This is a genomic window from Micromonospora sp. NPDC004551, from assembly GCF_040609975.1.
GTDB lineage: Bacteria > Actinomycetota > Actinomycetes > Mycobacteriales > Micromonosporaceae > Micromonospora.
In genome coordinates, this window is the sequence record NZ_JBEXLM010000047.1 from 1 (window position 1) to 16,901 (window position 16,901).

Annotated in this window: 15 protein-coding genes; 6 read left to right on the plus strand and 9 right to left on the minus strand. The window is 71.2% G+C overall.

Features of this window, described 5'->3' with window-relative positions:
- Window positions 1-240: 240 nt before the first annotated feature.
- The 6 genes from ABZW14_RS32165 to ABZW14_RS32190 form a co-directional block, all read right to left on the minus strand.
- Complete coding sequence (locus tag ABZW14_RS32165) at window positions 241-1,644, minus strand: FAD-dependent oxidoreductase (protein ID WP_355354274.1); 1,404 nt, start codon at window positions 1,642-1,644, stop codon at window positions 241-243.
- 75 nt (window positions 1,645-1,719) lie between these two features.
- On the minus strand, window positions 1,720-2,214 hold the full coding sequence (locus ABZW14_RS32170) for an N-acetyltransferase family protein (protein ID WP_355354277.1): 495 nt from the start codon (window positions 2,212-2,214) through the stop codon (window positions 1,720-1,722).
- Window positions 2,214-2,543: a metalloregulator ArsR/SmtB family transcription factor gene (locus tag ABZW14_RS32175; RefSeq protein WP_355354280.1), complete on the minus strand. Its 330-nt coding sequence runs from the start codon at window positions 2,541-2,543 to the stop codon at window positions 2,214-2,216. The genes ABZW14_RS32170 and ABZW14_RS32175 overlap by 1 nt, the downstream gene beginning before the upstream one ends.
- 8 nt (window positions 2,544-2,551) lie before the next feature.
- Window positions 2,552-3,796 (minus strand): M28 family peptidase, encoded by a 1,245-nt coding sequence (locus ABZW14_RS32180; RefSeq protein ID WP_355354283.1) that lies wholly within the window; start codon window positions 3,794-3,796, stop codon window positions 2,552-2,554.
- Entirely contained in the window at window positions 3,793-4,041 is a 249-nt protein-coding gene (locus tag ABZW14_RS32185) for a hypothetical protein (protein WP_355354286.1), read from the minus strand. Before ABZW14_RS32185 ends, ABZW14_RS32180 begins: the two co-directional genes overlap by 4 nt.
- A 14-nt stretch (window positions 4,042-4,055) precedes the next feature.
- Window positions 4,056-4,205 carry a hypothetical protein gene (locus ABZW14_RS32190; protein WP_355354289.1) on the minus strand — a complete coding sequence of 50 codons (150 nt, stop codon included), beginning with the start codon at window positions 4,203-4,205 and terminating at the stop codon, window positions 4,056-4,058.
- 87 nt (window positions 4,206-4,292) lie between these two features.
- Between ABZW14_RS32190 and ABZW14_RS32195 the strand changes: the two genes are divergently transcribed.
- The 6 genes from ABZW14_RS32195 (at window position 4,293) to ABZW14_RS32220 (ending at window position 11,303) form a co-directional block, all read left to right on the plus strand.
- Window positions 4,293-4,676: a metalloregulator ArsR/SmtB family transcription factor gene (locus ABZW14_RS32195; protein WP_355354292.1), complete on the plus strand. Its 384-nt coding sequence runs from the start codon at window positions 4,293-4,295 to the stop codon at window positions 4,674-4,676.
- 294 nt (window positions 4,677-4,970) lie between these two features.
- Window positions 4,971-5,657 carry a helix-turn-helix domain-containing protein gene (locus ABZW14_RS32200; RefSeq protein WP_355354295.1) on the plus strand — a complete coding sequence of 229 codons (687 nt, stop codon included), beginning with the start codon at window positions 4,971-4,973 and terminating at the stop codon, window positions 5,655-5,657.
- A 201-nt stretch (window positions 5,658-5,858) separates the two neighbouring features.
- Window positions 5,859-6,602 (plus strand): MIP/aquaporin family protein, encoded by a 744-nt coding sequence (locus ABZW14_RS32205; RefSeq protein ID WP_355354298.1) that lies wholly within the window; start codon window positions 5,859-5,861, stop codon window positions 6,600-6,602.
- A 166-nt stretch (window positions 6,603-6,768) separates the two neighbouring features.
- Entirely contained in the window at window positions 6,769-7,176 is a 408-nt protein-coding gene (locus tag ABZW14_RS32210) for an arsenate reductase ArsC (protein WP_355354301.1), read from the plus strand.
- A gap of 268 nt (window positions 7,177-7,444) precedes the next feature.
- The gene (locus ABZW14_RS32215; protein ID WP_355354304.1) at window positions 7,445-8,740 is read left to right on the plus strand and encodes an MFS transporter; all 1,296 of its coding nucleotides are present in this window, start codon (window positions 7,445-7,447) and stop codon (window positions 8,738-8,740) included.
- A gap of 1,345 nt (window positions 8,741-10,085) precedes the next feature.
- Window positions 10,086-11,303: a low temperature requirement protein A gene (locus ABZW14_RS32220; RefSeq protein ID WP_355354307.1), complete on the plus strand. Its 1,218-nt coding sequence runs from the start codon at window positions 10,086-10,088 to the stop codon at window positions 11,301-11,303.
- A gap of 278 nt (window positions 11,304-11,581) precedes the next feature.
- Here the strand turns inward: ABZW14_RS32220 and ABZW14_RS32225 are convergent, their stop codons facing one another.
- The 3 genes from ABZW14_RS32225 to ABZW14_RS32235 form a co-directional block, all read right to left on the minus strand.
- Complete coding sequence (locus ABZW14_RS32225; protein WP_355354310.1) at window positions 11,582-13,195, minus strand: ATP-binding cassette domain-containing protein; 1,614 nt, start codon at window positions 13,193-13,195, stop codon at window positions 11,582-11,584.
- A gap of 72 nt (window positions 13,196-13,267) precedes the next feature.
- Complete coding sequence (abc-f, locus tag ABZW14_RS32230; protein WP_355354313.1) at window positions 13,268-14,905, minus strand: ribosomal protection-like ABC-F family protein; 1,638 nt, start codon at window positions 14,903-14,905, stop codon at window positions 13,268-13,270.
- Window positions 14,906-15,612: 707 nt separating this feature from the next.
- The gene (locus ABZW14_RS32235; RefSeq protein ID WP_355354316.1) at window positions 15,613-16,881 is read right to left on the minus strand and encodes an ATP-dependent DNA ligase; all 1,269 of its coding nucleotides are present in this window, start codon (window positions 16,879-16,881) and stop codon (window positions 15,613-15,615) included.
- Between the last annotated feature and the right edge of the window lie 20 nt (window positions 16,882-16,901).

Sequence of the window (16,901 nt, forward strand, 5' to 3'; positions counted from 1 at the left end):
CGATCGTCGAGCACGATCTAAGCAGAGGACCGGCGAGCGCAACGTTCACCGTGCCGCACGTCCATCAGCAGACCGGGTCATGCCGGCATCCGCTTCTGCTCTCAGCGGTTGCTGCCGGGCAGCGATGCCCGCAGAGAGCGCCGTAGCCGATGGTGGAGGTGACGGCGAGGGCGGCGACGATGCGCCGCCCGTGGCGCCCGCCGACCGTGCGGTCGGCGGGCGCCGTTGTGGTGGTGGTCATCAGCTGGCGCAGCAGCCGCTGGTCGGGGTGTCCAGGCTGATGAGGTTGAGCGGTGCGGACAGCAGGCCGCCGGAGATCCCGGTGGCGAGCCCCTGTCCGGCCGGCTGGGCTGCGGGGGCGGGGCCGCAGCAGCTGTCGGTGCCGGTGGAGTCGGCGGAGTTGCTGTTGCAGACGCCGGTTTCGGGCAGGTCGAGCTGGACGTCGCGGGCGGCGTCCCAGTCGCCGGCGAGGGCGGCGACGACGGAGCGGACCTGCTCGTAGCCGGTGGCCATGAGGAAGGTGGGCGCGCGGCCGTAGCTCTTCATGCCGACGGCGTAGTAGCCGATCTCGGGGTGGGCGAGTTCGTCGGCGCCGTGCGGGGGGACGGTGCCGCAGGAGTGCTCGTTCGGGTCGATCAGCGGGGCGAGGGCGCGGGTGGCGCCCATGATCGGGTCGAGGTCGAGGCGCAGCTCTGCGGCGATGGAGTGGTCGGGGCGGAAGCCGGTGGCGGCGACGATGCGGTCCACGGTGATGGACTCGTCGGTGCCGTCGGCGTGGCGGACGGCCACGGCGACCCGGCCGTCGGTCGGGGTGAGCGCGTGTACGGAGAAGCCGGTGAGCAGCCGGATGCGACCGGCGTCGACGTGGTCGCGCAGCCGGGAGCCGAGCGCACCGCGAGCGGGTAGGGCGTCGGCGTCGCCACCGCCGTAGGTTCGGGCCGGGCTGGCCGAGCGGATCGCCCAGGTGACCTCGGTGCCGGGCTCGGCTGCGGCCAGCTCGGCCAGGGGAAGCAGGGTGTTCGCGGCGGAGTGGCCGGCGCCGACGACGAGGGTGTGTCGGCCGGCGAAGCGGTTCCGGTCGGTGCCGAGCACGTCGGGTAGGGCGTGCTCGAGGAACGCTGCGGCGTTCTTTTCGCCGCGGGCGGGCAGGCCGGAGGCGCCGAGGACGTTGGGGGTGCCCCAGGTGCCGGAGGCGTCGATGACGGCGCGGGCCAGCAGCTCGTCGCCGTCGGCGAGGCGGATCAGGAACGGTGTCTGTTCGCGGCTGGCGGTGCGCAGCCGGTCCAGGCCGAGGCGGCTGATCGCCTCCACCCGGGTGTCGTAGCGCAGGTGGGGCTTGAGCTGCGGCAGCTCCGCGAGGGGCTGAAGGTAGTCGGCGACGAGGTCCGCGCCGGTGGGCAGGGCGTCCTCGGCTGGGGCGACCCAGCCGGCGTCGTCGAGGAGTCGGCGGGCGGCTGGGTCGACGTTGTAGCGCCACGGGGAGAACACGCGCACGTGCCCCCACTGCCGCACGGCCGCGCCGGCGGTGTCGCCGGCCTCTAGGACAAGGAAGGGCAGGCCGCGCTCGTGCAGGTGGGCGGCGGCGGCCAGGCCCACGGGGCCCGCGCCGATCACGACGACGGGCAGGTCGTCCAGGACGGTCATCGGAAACTCCTCTGTGTTGAAGATTGTCGAATTAAGACGGTGTAGTGGTGCTGCGGCGGGTGAAGCCGAAGGGGTTCAGATGGCGGGGCTGCGGCGCTCGAGCAGCACCACGTCGCGCCATCGGCCGTGGTGCCGGCCGATCCGTTCGCGGGTGCCGATGACGCGGAACCCGGCCCGCTGGTGCAGGGCGAGGCTGGCGGTGTTCTCCGGGAAGACGCCGGACTGGATGGTCCAGATGCCGGCGGCGTCGGTGGAGGCGATCAGCGCGTGCAGCAGCAGCCGGGCCACGCCACGCCCTTGGGCGGCGGGGTCGACGTAGATGGAGTGCTCGACCACCCCGGCGTAGACCGCCCGGCTCGATGTCGGTGACACCGCCACCCATCCGATGACGATGTGGTCCGCGTCGACGGCTACGAGGCGGTGGTCGGGCAGCTTGGCCGCGTCGAATGCGGTCCAGGTCGGTGCGGTGGTCTCGAAGCTGGCGTCGCCGCCGTCGAGGCCGGCCTGGTAGATGGCGAGGACGCGATCGGCGTCGTCCGAGGTCATCGGGCGGACGGTGATGCCGGCCATCAGCAGGCTCCCTTCGGGGTGGGGGCCGGGCGGCCCATGACGACGTCTGCGGCGGAGGGGAAGCAGCCGACGCAGGCGTCGTTGATGCGGTAGTGACGGGCGGTGCCGACCGGTTCGACGAGCACGAACCGCACCTCGGTCAGGATCTTCAGGTGTTGGGAGACGGTGGACTGGGCCAGGCCGACGGCGGCGACGATCTCCCCCACGCTCATCGGCCGGGCGTGCCGGGCCAGGTACTCCACGATCTGCACCCGGGTCGGGTCTGCGAGGGCCCGGAACCACGAGGCGTAGGTCTGCGCGGTGTCCCGGTCGAGGAGGTCGCCCACCATCACTCCCTCTATCGTTTATCGCCGATTGGCGATGAAAGTGTAGCGGGTGCGACCGCCGCGAGGTGAGCGGTCACGACAACGAGCCGGGTGATGGCACCGAGAGTGACCGGATCGACCTTGTCGGGGGTGTCAGCGGGACTGTGATAGCCGCCCATGCCGGCACCGATTCCTACTGCGGCGAAACCGGCAGCGCCGTAGCGGCGGTTGTCCGACGCCACCGGACCCGCCGTCAGAGGGATACCGGTGTGGCGGCCGGCCTGGTCGAGCAGGGCGAGAAGGCGGTGAGCCGGGCCGCCGGCCTCCACCGCGGCCGCCACGTCCAGACGGCCGGCGCCGTCGACGTTGATGACCAACGGCGCGGCACCCGCGGCGCGGAGCTGGGCGGCGTGGTGGGCGGAGCCGAGAGCCCCGACCTCCTCCCCGTCGAGCAGCGCGACGGACAGTCCCGCACCAGCCGGCAGCACGGTGGTGAGAACGCGGGCGGCGTCGAGGACCACGGCGACGCCGGTGGCGTTGTCCGAAGCGCCGGGCAGGCGGAGCCCGGGGTGGTCGCCAACGCCGTCGTAGTGCGCGGTCAACAGCAGGTCGACGCCAGCGGGGACGGGCTGCCGGAGGCGGGCGTGGATGTTGGTGCCGGTGACGTCGTCGCGGCGCAGCGGCGTGGCGCCGGCCAGCCAACTGTCGCCCGCGGTGGCGGCGGTGAGCACGGCGTGGTGGGTGTCCGGGTCGAGGGTCAGCACCGGCAGCGGCCCCGGGTCCGGGCCGGCGAGCATGGTGAACTGCCAGCCCTCGGCGTCAACCGGGCGGCGGACCAGCAACCCGGTGGCGCCGTGGGTGTCGCGGTAGGCGTCGAACAGGCTCATCTCGGCCGGCACGACCAGCCACCGACCCGCCGGATCGTCCGCGCCGGCGACGCCGAGGGCGCCGCGACGGATGTCTCGCGTGTCGGCGGAGGCCGGATGGATCGCGACCTGCCGCCCGAACACCAACTCCCAGGTGCCGCCCCCATCACCCCAGGTGACCGTCGGCGCCGCATACACCTGCGGCACGGCGCGGACGGGGAACTGCTCGGTGCGGACGTCGGCGCCGAGTGCGGTGAGCTGGTCGACGAGCCAGGCGCGGGCCGCCGCCCCGCCGGTAGAGCCGACCCGTCGTCCGGCTAGCGGGTCGGAGGCGAGGGTGGCGATGGTGGCGGTCATCCGACCGGCGCTGACCTGTTTGAGCAGGTCAGCGAGGTTGTTCGAGCTGGTCATGAGCAGCAGCCCTGTCCGGTGGCGATGGCGTCGGTCTTGGCCGTGGTGCCACAGCAGGAGTCAGCCGCCTGGGCGGCCTGCCGGGTACCGCAGCACGGGTCACCGCTGGCGGTTTCGCCGGCCGGCGGGAGGATGCCGCCGACGGCCTGGGCGGGGCTGCCGCAGCAGGCGCCGGAGCCGGTGATCTGCAGGGCCGCGGCGGGGTCGTCGGTGAAACCGCCGGCGGTGGGGGTGTTCTCGCTCATGTCGGTTCCTCTCGTCAACGGGGGGTGATCAGGGTGTAGACGGCGGCGCGGGTGGTGTCGTAGTGGCGCTCGGCGCGCTGCGCGTGGGTGGACACCTGGGCGCAGGAGTCGCAGAAGCGGACACCGGGCAGGGATTCACGCGAGCGGCGGGTGGAGCCGAACATGCTCGTCCTCGCTTCCTCGGAACGCTGTCTTGACGTCTGTCGAATCAGACACTTGCACGCTGATTAGAGCGATGTCAACCTAGAGGCATGTCAAAACAACGGGCGCCTCTCGCCGTCATCGATCTCAACGCCGACACGCCGTGCTGCCCTCCGCTGGCCCAGCGCAGGGTCCCGGCCGAGACGGCGGCGGTCCTCGCGCCCGCGTTCAAGGCGCTCGGTGATCCGGTGCGCCTGCAGCTGATGTCGATGATCGCCTCCGCAGAGGACGGGGAGGCGTGCGTGTGCGACCTGACGCCCGCGTTCGACCTGACCGGGCCGACGATCTCCCACCACCTCAAGACGCTGCGCGAGGCGGGCCTGGTCGATGCCGAGCGGCGAGGCACGTGGGTCTACTACCGGGCTCGACCGCAGATCCTGCGTCAGCTCGCCGCGCTGCTGTCGATCGAGCCGGCGGCCACGGCGAAGGCCTGACCCGCTCCCCCATCGCCGTCATCCGCCGGCTGCATTCCCCTGCAGGGGCGACGCCGACCGCTGGGCACCGGATGCCGCGGGATGTACCTGTCGGAAGAGTCGTGGGCGCCGGGACCCGCGTGCGTCGAGGGCGATCATGACGTGCGCCGCGTCGCGTCCGACGACGCAGGGTGTTCGAGGCGAAGGATCGCGACCTGCCGCTGAGCAGCCGTCCCCGACGCCGGCACCGGCGAGATCCGGGCCTGTCACGAGACCGGCTTGACTCGGCAGATTTACTCAGCGATATTTGAGTCAATGAGCACTGAGCCGTCTTCCCTCGACGTGCGGGCCCGCATCCACGCCGCACTCGGCGTTCCGGCACGCCTGGCGATCGTGGACGCGCTCACCCTGGGCGACGCCTCCCCCGGGGAGATCGCGCACACGCTCGACATGCCGACGAACCTGGTGGCCCACCACGTCCGGGTCCTCACCGACGCCGGCCTCGTCATCAAGGGCCGCTCCGAGGGCGACCGGCGCCGCACCTACCTGCGGCTACGCCCTGAGACGCTGGCCGCTCTCGCCACTCCCCGGCTGGCCGGCGTGGGCCGGGTGGTGTTCGTATGTACTCACAACTCGGCCCGCTCGCAGTTGGCCGCCGCGCTGTGGAAGCAGCGCGCCCACGGCGACGTCGCCTCCGCCGGGACGAAGCCCGCCACCCGGGTACACCCGCGTGCGGTGGCCGTGGCCCACGGCCACGACCTCGACCTCGACCCGACCGGCACCGCCCACGTCGCCGACGTCGTCCGTCGCGACGACCTGGTGATCGCCGTATGCGACAACGCCCACGAGGAACTGACCGGCCCTATCCGCCCCCGCCTGCACTGGTCGGTCCCGGACCCGGTGCGCGTGGACACCGACGAGGCGTTCGAAGCCGCCTACGCCGACCTGGCCGACCGCGTTGACCGGCTCGCGCCCGCCATCCTGCCCGGAGCTCTCCGATGACCGACATCACCGCCCACCCTGCCGATACGAGAGCTGGACCGTGGACGACCCGGCTGGGCTCGACCTGGCCGACGTGCGGCCGATCCGCGACGGGATCGAGCGCCGCGTCCGTCGCCTGCTCGACGAGTTGAACGTCCCCGCCGCCCGATAACCGATCTGCCCGACGATCCGGGACAGCACCATCATGGGAGACGAAGACTGATGACCATTGCACTTCGGCGGCGCCTGCTGGCCGAGTTCGTCGGCACCGCCCTGCTGGTCACCGCCGTGGTGGGCTCCGGCATCATGGCCGCCACCCTCTCCCCCGGCGATGTGGGCCTTCAACTGCTGGAGAACTCCACCGCCACCGCGTTCGCTCTCGGCGCGCTGATCCTGATCTTCGGCCCGGTCTCCGGCGCGCACTTCAACCCCGTCGTCTCCGCCGCTGACTGGTTCCTCGGCCGCCGCGCCGGCACCGGCCTCGCCGGCCGAGACCTGGGCGGTTACGTCGTGGCGCAGGTGCTGGGTGCGATCGCCGGGTCCGTGCTGGCGAACCTGATGTTCGACCTGGCCGCTGTCGACTTCTCCGGCAAGGACCGCGCCGCCGGTCACCTGTGGCTGGGTGAAGTCGTTGCCACCACCGGCCTGATCCTGCTGATCTTCGCGCTCGCTCGCTCCGGCCGCGCCCCGGTCGCGCCCGCCGCCGTCAGCGCCTACATCGGTGCCGCCTACTGGTTCACCTCGTCGACCTCGTTCGCCAACCCGGCGGTCACCATCGGCCGCGCGTTCACCGACACCTTCGCCGGCATCGCCCCCACCTCGGTGCCCGGCTTCGTCGTCGCGCAGCTTGTGGGACTTGCCGTCGGTGTCGGCCTGCTCGCCGCCCTCTACCCCAATGCGGGCGCCGCCGCCGACCAGGTAGTCGTCCCCACGGACGAGGACGCCGCCGTCGGCCGCCGCTCATGACAACCGCGCACCCACACGGCACCAGCGGCGCTCGGCCTGATGCGGGCTTCGTCAACCGCCGCCGTGACCCCGGCCGCTACCGGACGCTCGACTGCAACTGCGACCCGGCCCACCTGTTACCTGACCCCGACGACACGACGGTCAACCGGCCCATGGAAGGCACCCGATGAGCGACAAGCCCAGCGTCCTGTTCGTCTGCGTCCACAACGCCGGCCGCTCCCAGATGGCCGCCGGCTGGTTGCGCCACCTCGCCGGTGACACCGTCGAAGTCCGCTCCGCCGGCTCCTCCCCCGCCGACCAGGTCAACCCCGCCGCCGTCGAGGCCATGCGCGAGGTCGGCATCGACATCACCGACCAGACCCCCAGGCTGCTGGAGTACGAGACTGCGCAGTCCTCCGACGTCATCGTCACCATGGGCTGCGGCGACGCCTGCCCCGTTTTCCCGGGCAAGCGCTACGAGGACTGGAAGCTCGAAGATCCGGCCGGCAAGGGCGTCGATGCCGTCCGGCCGATCCGCGACGAGATCCGCGCCCGCGTGGAGAGCCTCCTGGCCGAGCTGCGCCCCACCGTCTGACGCCGCCCTCGTCGCCGCCCGCCGGACCCCCGCCCGGCGGGCGGCTCAGCCGTGAGCAGGAGCCCCTCACGTCCGACCTCCACCGGCTGATCATCATCGGTGTGGTGGCCGTGGTGCCTACCACGGCAGTTGCCGTTACTTCTGCTGTCGAGCTAATCGCTCGACTGGGCGGCAGGCTGAGCCGATCATTACGCCTGTCCCTTCCACCACCCGCGGGTCGATCACCGCTAACCTCGGCCTTCGTTGACCTGTTTTCGATGGAGGACTGATGCTGGCTCCGCTGCGGTATCGCGCGTTCCGATACCTCGCTGCTGGTCGGCTGGTCAACATGCTGGGCAACGGCGTCGCCCCCATCGCGCTGGCCTTCGCCGTACTCGACCTGACCGGCTCAGTGCGCGACCTGGGCCTGGTGGTCGGCGCGCGATCGCTGATGACCGTGTTGTTCGTCCTTTTCGGCGGGGTGGTGGCCGACCGGATTCCGCGCCGGCTGGTCCTGGTCGGATCCAATGCGCTTGGTGCGCTGACCCAGGCGGCTGTGGCCGCCCTGGTGCTCACCGGCACGGCGACAATCCCGCTGTTACTGGCGCTCGGTGCGGCCAACGGCATCGTGAGCGCCCTGGCCCAGCCAGCCTCGGCCGCCACGACGCCGCAGACCGTGCCGCCGGAGCTTATCCAGCCGGCCAACGCGCTCATCCGGCTCGGCATCAACGCGGGGATGATCGGCGGGGCAGCGCTCGGTGGCCTCCTGGTGGCCGCCGTCGGACCCGGCTGGGGTCTCGCCGTCGACGCGCTCACCTTCGCTGTCGCGGCAGTGGCGTTCACGGGAGTCCGGGTCACTGCCCCATCAGAGAAAAACGCCCGCACGAGCATCGTCGCCGACCTGCGGGAGGGCTGGACGGAGTTCACCGCGCGCACCTGGGTCTGGATCGTGGTGCTCGGCTTCATGTTTCTCAACGCGGCTCTCGCCGGCGGGGTGAACGTGCTAGGCCCGGCAGTCGCGGACGAGACGATCGGCCGGAGTGCCTGGGGTGTGGTGCTGGCGGCCGAAACCGCCGGAATGGTCGTCGGCGGGTTGATCGCACTGCGGATCCGGGTTCGCCGGCTGCTGCTGCTCGGGGTGGCCTGCATGTTCGCCGAGTCGTTCCTGCTGTTGGGGCTGGCCCTCGCACCCACCATCGTCGTACTTCTTGCGGCCGCAGCGACGGTCGGCGTCGCCGTCGAACAGTTCGCCGTCGCCTGGGAAACATCGATTGCGCAGCACATCCCGGCCGACCGGCTGGCCCGCGTCTACTCCTACGACATGTTGGGATCTTGGATCGCCATTCCTCTCGGCCAGGTCGCGGTCGGGCCGGTCGCCGCGGCGATCGGCACGCGCGACACACTGCTGACCCTCGCCGCGTTGGTGGTGCTCTCCGTCGTCGGCATGCTGGCCAGCCGGGACGTCCGCCGGCTACAGGCGGTTGCCCCCGCGCGCGCTGCTGAAGCGGCGCAGGCCGGGTCAGGGGGCAGTGCACCGGGTGACAACTCTGCCGCCACGCCCGCCGAACCAGCCGCCCGCGCCTGACGCCTGGCGAGGAAGGTCAGCCGCAACGTGTGGGGACCACTCGTCCCCGCTGACGACCGTCGGGGGTAGGGACTACTGGCACGGGGATGGCATGGCCCACGGCGGCCTGGCGGCAGACTTGGGCCTTGTGCCAACTCAGCCGCTGATTCGCAAGGTTCGCTTTGAGATCCGCCCATCGGGCGATGGTCACGACCCAGCACGTGAGTTGCTGCCGTACATCGACAACGTGAGTCTGGTAGATCTCGTCTCGGCCTTCGAGCACGCCGCCGGCCACGATGTGCCCGGCACGTATGCCGGGATCGTTCTCGATCACTTCAACTTCGGTGACCTGACGGCCTACCTCACTGGGCGACCGGACTCCTCCTACTGGTCCGGGAAAGGCGTGATCGCCCTGCTCGGTTGCGACTGCGGCGAGGTCGGCTGCTGGCCTCTGGAAGCCCAGGTGCTTACTGCTGAGGACTCAGTGACGTGGCGCGGCTTCTCCCAGCCCACCGCCCCAAGCGCGACTACGGGGAGTTCGGTCCCTTCGTGTTCCGCCGGAACCAGTACGAGCGCGCAGTTCGCGAGGCGGTTGCCGCGAGCCTGTCCTCATCCGCTTGGTAGGCGCCAAGGACTGCGGCGCCTGCTCGCGCGACGGTCCGAAAGCGGCCAGAGCGGCCTGTCGCACGGTCAGCTTGGGAATCGCGTTGATCTACACGACGCGCAGCGACATTCTGAGGTCAGACGCACGCAGCGTATCTGCCTCGCCAATCGGGCAGCCCTCGGTGCCCGTACCGAAAGCTGCATCGGACGCGCTACGGGCACGGTGATCCGGCGTCGAGGAGGCCGGCATGGCGTTGGTCAAGAAGGGCTCTCGGCTCATCACGGTTGACCGGGTGACCTACAGATGGCGGGTGCGCGGCAGACCAACCTATGCCCAAGGGCTGTGTGAGCGACCACTAGCTGTCGCTGTGGAACAAGTCGACTGCAAGGGCAGGGTGTTGCTGGTCGACATGCCCCAGAACCAGCCAAGCAACTGGATCGGCAAGTCGGCAGTTCCCGTTCTCCCGTCGACCGTTCCCCCGAAAGGGACCTCTTCGGCCTGCTGACCTAACTCGTGCCACTCGGTGTCTGCCAGCATCTTGTCCGCGCTTTCGCTGTTGGTTGTGCCGGATCTGGGCCCGATGATCTTTGCGCGAGTACCTGGCCTGCGCCGCGTCCTCACCACGCCGATCCAGGCGGCCGGATGCCGGCCCAGCAAATCACCAAAACAGGAGTGGTTGACGGTCACCCGTCGGTGGTTTCCTCTGGCTGGACGGCGTCGAACCCCGTTGAGCCGGGGTGGGGCCGCGCGAGGATGAGCGGCATGGGGACCCGGGAGGGCGGTGAAGAGAGTCAGGACCTGTTGCAACGTCGCGAGGACGTGCGGCAGGCCAACTTCCTCGAACTGTTCGTCGACCTGGTGCTGGTGTTCGCACTGGCCGGGGTGGTCACCCGGGTAGCACGGGACATCGTCAGCGAAGACATCGTCGTCCGGTGGCGGGCGATGGCCTACCTGCTCGTCCTGTCGCTGCCGCTGATCTGGTTGTGGGTCACGACGGCGCACATCACCAGCTGGTTCGACCCCCGCCGTCGCAAAATCCAGTGGATCGTGCTGGCCAGCGCGTTCGGGATGTTGGTCATGTCGACCTCGCTGCCGTCCGCGTTCATCGGCCGCGGATGGGCGTTCGTGCTGCCGTACGTGATCCTGCAGTTGGGCCGACCGCTCATCCTGATCCCTGCGCTGCGCGGGCACCCCCTGCAACAGATTTACCGCCGGGCGCTGCCCTGGAACGTGGTCTCGGCGGGGATATGGTTCGCCGGCGTCACCGTCAGTGGCGGAGCCCGGGCCGCCGTGTGGGGGGCCGCCGTGACGATGGACGTCGTCGCCGCGCAGCTGCGCTGGCCGATGCCCGGGGCGGCCGGACCGCCGGTCAGCGCGTGGGCCACCGACAGCAAGCACCACCTGCCAGAGCGCTACCAGCAATTCCTGATGATCGCCCTCGGGGAATCCCTGCTCGCCGTCGGCACCACCTTTACCAGCCAGCCGATCAGCCTGGCCACCTCTGCGCTGCTGGTGGTGATGTTCCTGTCGACGGTGCTGCTGTGGCGCATCTACTTCTACCGCTCCGGACAGATCCTCGCCGAAGCCCTCGCCACAGCCAGGGACAGAGACGCCGCCGGCCGCGCCACCGGTACCGCCCACGTCCTCATGGTGCTCGGCATCGTCACCACCACCGTCGGCTTCGAGGCCCTGATGAAACACCCACACGGCCTGCCCCAGCCCGCGTGGCTCGTCGCGACCCTCGGCGGCCCAGCACTATTCCTCTACGGCCGCATCCGACTGGAACGCATCGTCTTCAACCGGCTCTCACTTCGCCGCGTCGCCGCCATCGCCGCCCTCGCAGTAGCCGCCATCCCCCTGAACTTCGCCCCGCCGCTGGCCGCTTCGGTCGTCGCCGGACTCATCCTGCTCGCCGTCGCCCTCGCCGACGCCCACCACGCCGCAGGTCATCCGCCCGAGGCACCCTCTCCGGCCCACTAGCTGGGCAACGTCGAGCCACGCCGCTAAGCCGTTCCACGTACTGTCTGCGGACGAGCCCCACGACGACCACGACGTCCCTCGCCAGGGCTGTGCCGGTTCTGCTCGCCGCGGTGCCGGACGCAGACCCCGCATCACCGTGGACTCTCGCCAGCCAGGAAGTCACCCAACCGCCGCGCTTGCCGATCACCAGCGCGCCGCTTTCGACGACGTGCTGTTCTCTGGGAGGTCACGGCGGATCGCCTCCCGGGCCGCCTGTGCGGATCGTGCTGGGCACACGTTCAGGCCGCGTGTAGCTGGATCTCGCGCCCGGGCCATCTGGAGCGCAGCCACCGGTCGTGGCTGGCGACCACGACCGCGCCGGGGCTGCCGCTGAGGGCGTCCTCCAGTTCGTCGCAGAGTTGGGGCGAGAGGTGATTGGTGGGCTCGTCGAGGAGCAGCAGATCCGGTGGGTCGGCCACCAGCAGGGCCAGGGCAAGCCGGCGTCGCTGGCCGACCGACAGCTCGCCGATGGGCCGGCGCGCGTCGCGGGCGGTGAGCAGGCCGAGGTCGTCCAGCGGTACGGCGTCGGCGCGCGCAGGGCCCAGGACGTCGGCGTAGATTTCCTCGGCGGTGTGCTCGGGCCGATTGAACTCGGTGTCCTGTGCCAAGAGGCCGATGCGCAGCCCGGGGCGGCGTCGGACGTGATCGGCCAGGTCCAGTCGGCCGGCGAGGACGGCGAGGAGGGTGGACTTGCCCGCACCGTTGGCGCCGGTGACCAGTAGTCGGTCGGTGGCGGTGAGGTCGAGATGGTCGAGGGCGAGCCGGCCGGGTATCCGCACGTGTCGCAGGCTGACGAGGGTTCCGTCGGCGGTGGTGGTGGCGAGCGCGGCAGGGCGGAATCGCAGCGGGATGGGCGGCGCCGGGACGGTGGTGCGTTCCAGGTCGGCGAGCCGGCGGCGGGCGGCGGCTACCCGTCGGGCGACCTGGTTCTGCACCCGGCCGGCGGTGTGGCCGTACCCCATCTTCTCGTTGTCGCGCCGGTCCCGGCCGGGCGCGACCTCGTGCGCCGTCACCGCGACCTGCCGGCGTAGCTCGGCCAGTTCCTCCTGCTGTTCGGTGTGGCGTCGCCGCCAGCGCTCCCGCTCGTTGCGCTGGTGAGCGAGATAGTCGCGGTAGGTGCCGCCGAAGCGGACCGGGCCGTCGACAGCGGGGTCGAGGTCGATCAGGTCGGTGCACACCGCGTCGAGGAAGGCTCGGTCGTGGCTGGCTATCACGACGGCTCCGGGCAGGTCCCGTAACTGCTGTTCGAGAAAGGCCGCTGCGGCGTCGTCGAGGTGGTTGGTGGGTTCGTCGAGCAGCAGCGCCGAGGGTAGGCGGAGGAGCAGGGCGGCGAGCGCGAGCCGGCCGCGCTGGCCGCCCGAGAGCGCCGCGAGCGCCCGTTCGGGTGCCAGCTCGCCGAGGCCGAGTGCCGCGAGGACGATGTCGGCGCGTCGTTCGGCGTTCCAGGCGTCGATGTCCTCGGCGCGTTGGAGCAGGTCGCCGTATGCGGCGAGCAAACGCTCGTGATCGGGTGTGTCGCCGGCGGTGCGGGCGAGCTGGTCGGCGAGACGGTCGAGGTCGGTGAGGACGGCACGGGCCTCGCGCAGCGCGTCGTCTCGCACGTCCGCCACGGTCGCGGTCGGGTGGTGCGGGGTTTCCTGCGGCAGGTATCCGAGGTCTGGTGGGCGAACGATGCTGCCGGCGTCCGGTTGGTCGGCGCCGGCGAGGAGGCGGAGCAGCGTGGATTTGCCGGCGCCGTTGCCGCCGATCAGGCCGATCCGGCGGCCGGGCGCCGCCGTCAGGGAGACCCCGTCCAGCACGCGCCGGCTGCCGAGGGTGTGGACGAGGTCGTGGGCGAGGAGGGGGTTGGGCATGGGGGCTCACCTTCGGGGTGCCCCGGGCCACCGGCCGGCAGGCCGGTGGCCCGGAAAAGGGGCGGGAGGTGGTCAGGCGTGCTGGGGCGCGGGGATGTCGCGCAGGTGGCCGCCGTCGAGGCGGAGCCACCGCTGCACACCGATGTCGGTGAGGAACCGTTCGTCGTGGCTGACCACCACGAAAGCGCCCCGGTACGCGGTGAGAGCGCTGGCCAGCTGGCCCACGCTGACCAGGTCGAGGTTGTTGGTGGGTTCGTCGAGCAGCAGCAGGTGGGGTGCCGGCTGGGAGTAGAGGACGCAGGCGAGGGTGGCACGCAGCCGTTCGCCGCCGGAGAGCACGCCGACCGGGAGGTGGGCTCGGGCGCCGCGGAACAGGAACCGGGCGAGCAGGTTCATCCGTTCGGCCTGGGGCCGGTCCGGGGCGTACGCGGCGAAGTTCTCCGCGACCGTCCGGTCGAGATCCAGCAGGTCCAGGCGTTGCGACAGGTACGCGACGCGGCCGTCGGCGCGGTGCACCTGCCCGGCGTCCGGGTCGAGGTCACCCTGCAACAGGCGCAGCAGCGTGGACTTGCCGGCGCCGTTGGGACCGGTCAGGGCGATCCGTTCCGGTCCCCGGATGGTCAGGTCTACGCCGTCGCCGGCGAAGATGGGCCGGTCGCCGTGGTGGACCTGCATCCGCTCGCCGGCAACGACGGTGCGGCCGGCGGGAACGGCGGTGTCGGGCAGGTCCAGGGTCAGTGCCTGCTCGTCGCGCAGGGTGCGGCTGGCCTCGTCGAGCCGGGTCTGGGCCTCGCTGACGCGGTTCGCGTGCGCCTGCTGTGCCCGGCCGGCCGACTCCTGGGCGCTGCGTTTGAGCCCACCGGCGACGATGCGGGCCAGACCTGCGTTGCCGAGGTTGCGGGCGGCGTTGCTGGCGCGGCGTTCGGCCCGCTCCCGGGCCTGCTGCATCTCCCGCTTTTCCCGCTTCACGTCCTGCTCGGCGCTGCGCACGGTCCGCTCCGCCGCCTCGCGTGCCACCCGCGCCGCCTCCTCGTACGCGGTGAAGTTCCCGCCGAACAGGCGCATCTCACCATGGTGGAGCTCGGCGATGCGGTCCATCCGGTCCAGCAGCACGCGGTCATGGCTGACCTCCAGCAGGCACCCTGACCAGCCGTCCAGCACCTCGTACAGCCGGTGCCGTGCGTCGATGTCGAGGTTGTTGGTCGGCTCGTCGAGCAGCAGCACGTCTGGGCGCCGGAGCAGCTGTGCCGCCAGGCCGAGGGAGACCACCTGCCCGCCGCTGAGGGTGTGCAGGCGCCGCTCCAAGGTCACGTCACCGAGGCCGAGTCGGTCAAGTTCGGCGCGGCTGCGCTCCTCCACGGTCCAGTCGTCCCCGACTGCCGTGAAGTGCTCCTCCGCCGCGTCACCGGCCTCGATGGCATGCAGCGCGGTAAGGGCCGCGTCGATCCCGAGCACCTCCGCGACGGTGAGGTCACCGGCCAGGGGCAGGTTCTGCGGGAGGTAGCCGAGGACACCCTCGACCGTGACGCCGCCTCCGGTCGGGGTCAGTTCGCGTGCGATCAGACGGAGCAGGGTCGTCTTGCCGGCGCCGTTGGGCGCGACGAGGCCGGTGCGGCCGGGCGGCACGGTGAACGACAGGTCTCGGAAGACCGGAGTGTCGTCCGGCCAGGAAAAGGACAGGTTCGTACAGACGATGCAGATGTCAGACATCGGGAGACACCCTCGGAGAGAGCCGGGGAACGCGACAGACGCCCCGGTCGGGCAGACAGGTCTACGACAAGACAGGCCACCGTCGGCGCAGGCCGGTAGGCGGCCGGGGCCGCTCACCCCGAGATGTCGTCGTCCCCCGTCACCATGACTCGCTCCCTTGCCCGCTCATCGCGGTCTCCGCCGCGGTACCAGCCTAACAACTTGCGTGCCCGGCAACCGCCTCGCGCCCAGGCTGACCGAGGGGCTGGGTTCGCCACGATCGGCGACCGGCGCCGCGTCACGCAGAGGTTCCGCAACCCGCCCGCCGGGCGCGAGCTCACGTGGACAGCCGGACCAGGTGCCGGCCCCGCACAGCGCGGTCTTACTGCTGCCCGCCTCGCCGCGCAAGGCCAGGGTTCGGCTCTGCCCTGGCGTGCGTCGCGCAGCACCCGCTCGAGCGTCTCCTGCTCCTTGCCGCCGTCTTCGCAGCTCAACCCTGGTGCGCCACGTCACTCCTCCCGAGCCGGGAGTACCCCGATGTGGCAATCGGTCAGATTGCCGGTGAAGATGATCACTGATCATCCAGCCGGTCGCGGCGGTGGGTAGCTCTCTGGCATGTCAGCCTGCTGCTCCGGCGGCCCGATGGGCGTCGAAGGGCCACTCCGGCAAGCCACCAGGACGAGATCGCATACGGCGGCCGCTCGCCTGGGCCGCCGATGTGCATCCGCTCAATCAGCCGGTATGCCGAAGGGGTTTTCGCCCTCGCCGAGGAGTAGCGGCACGTCGTGGACCGACGTGTCCGGCCGGGCTCGCGCGTAGCGGACCCGGTGGCGCCACCGTTGGTGCTCGAATGCGACGTCGGCGTCGATCTCGGCCACCACGGCTGGGTCCACCTGGACGTACGGCAAGGGTTCGGGTCGCTCCAACTGGCCGGACCAGGATGCGGGCAGGAGCTGCGGCCACGGGTGGGCGATCGTGCCGGGCCGTGGCGGGCGCGGTGGTGTGAGCAGCGCCGCCAGCTCCGTGGCCTGGCTGCTGGTGAGCGGGTGGGAGCGGCCGGTGTAGCGCAGTCGTCCCCGCCGGTCGAGCCGGCCGAGGAGCACGGTTTCCGGGTTGCGGATGCTGCCGGTGACGCCGCCGACGATGGCGTCGGTGACGATGCGGGTGCGGAACTTTGACCAGCCGCGGCGTCCGGGCTCGTACCGGCCGGCCAGCCGCTTGCTGACCACGCCTTCGATGCCCGCGGCGACGGTCCAGTGCAGCAGCCAGTCCGACACCTGCCGCATGTCGGCTGTCTGTGGGGTCAGGGTGAGCGGCGCCGGCGCGTCGGTGAGCAGCTGCTCCAGCCGGGCCCGACGCTGCGAAAGGGACAGGTCCAGGATCACCCTGCCGTCGACGTCGGCGAGGAGGTCGAACAGTACGTAGTGGGCGGGGCACTCGCGTGCCAGGCGTAAGAGAGCTCGGCCTGCGGTGACGCGTCGCTGCAGCTGGGCGAAGTTGGTCCGGCCTTGTTCCCAGACGATCAGTTCGCCGTCGAGCACGACGCCCGGTGGGATGGCCGCGCGGATCGCGCGGGTGATGTCCGGGAAGTAGGTGGTCAGGTTTCGGCCGGCCCGCGACTGCAGGTACACCCCATCGCCTCCGCGGAAGGCGATCGCCCGCCAGCCGTCCCATTTCGGTTCGTGTATCAGGCCGGGCCCCTCGGGTACGACGTCGACCGGCGCCGCGAGCATCGGCGCGACCGGTCGACGCAGCACCGGCTCCTCTCCTGCGCTCCCCCATCGGCGGGCTGGCATCACCTCCCGTCTCCACCACGTCGTCCGCAAGTGCCACCCATCCCCCGCCCCCTTCACGTCAGGATCGGAGAACCGGAGGCTGGCAGGGGTGGAGATCCGCGAGAACGAATGCGCCCCGCGCCCCGCGGCCACGGCCACGCGCAGGTGGAGCAGCCCAGGCCGCAGACCACCGACACCCTGTTCCGCAGCGTGAATCGTCACGCTGCGGGACTCTCCTTTTC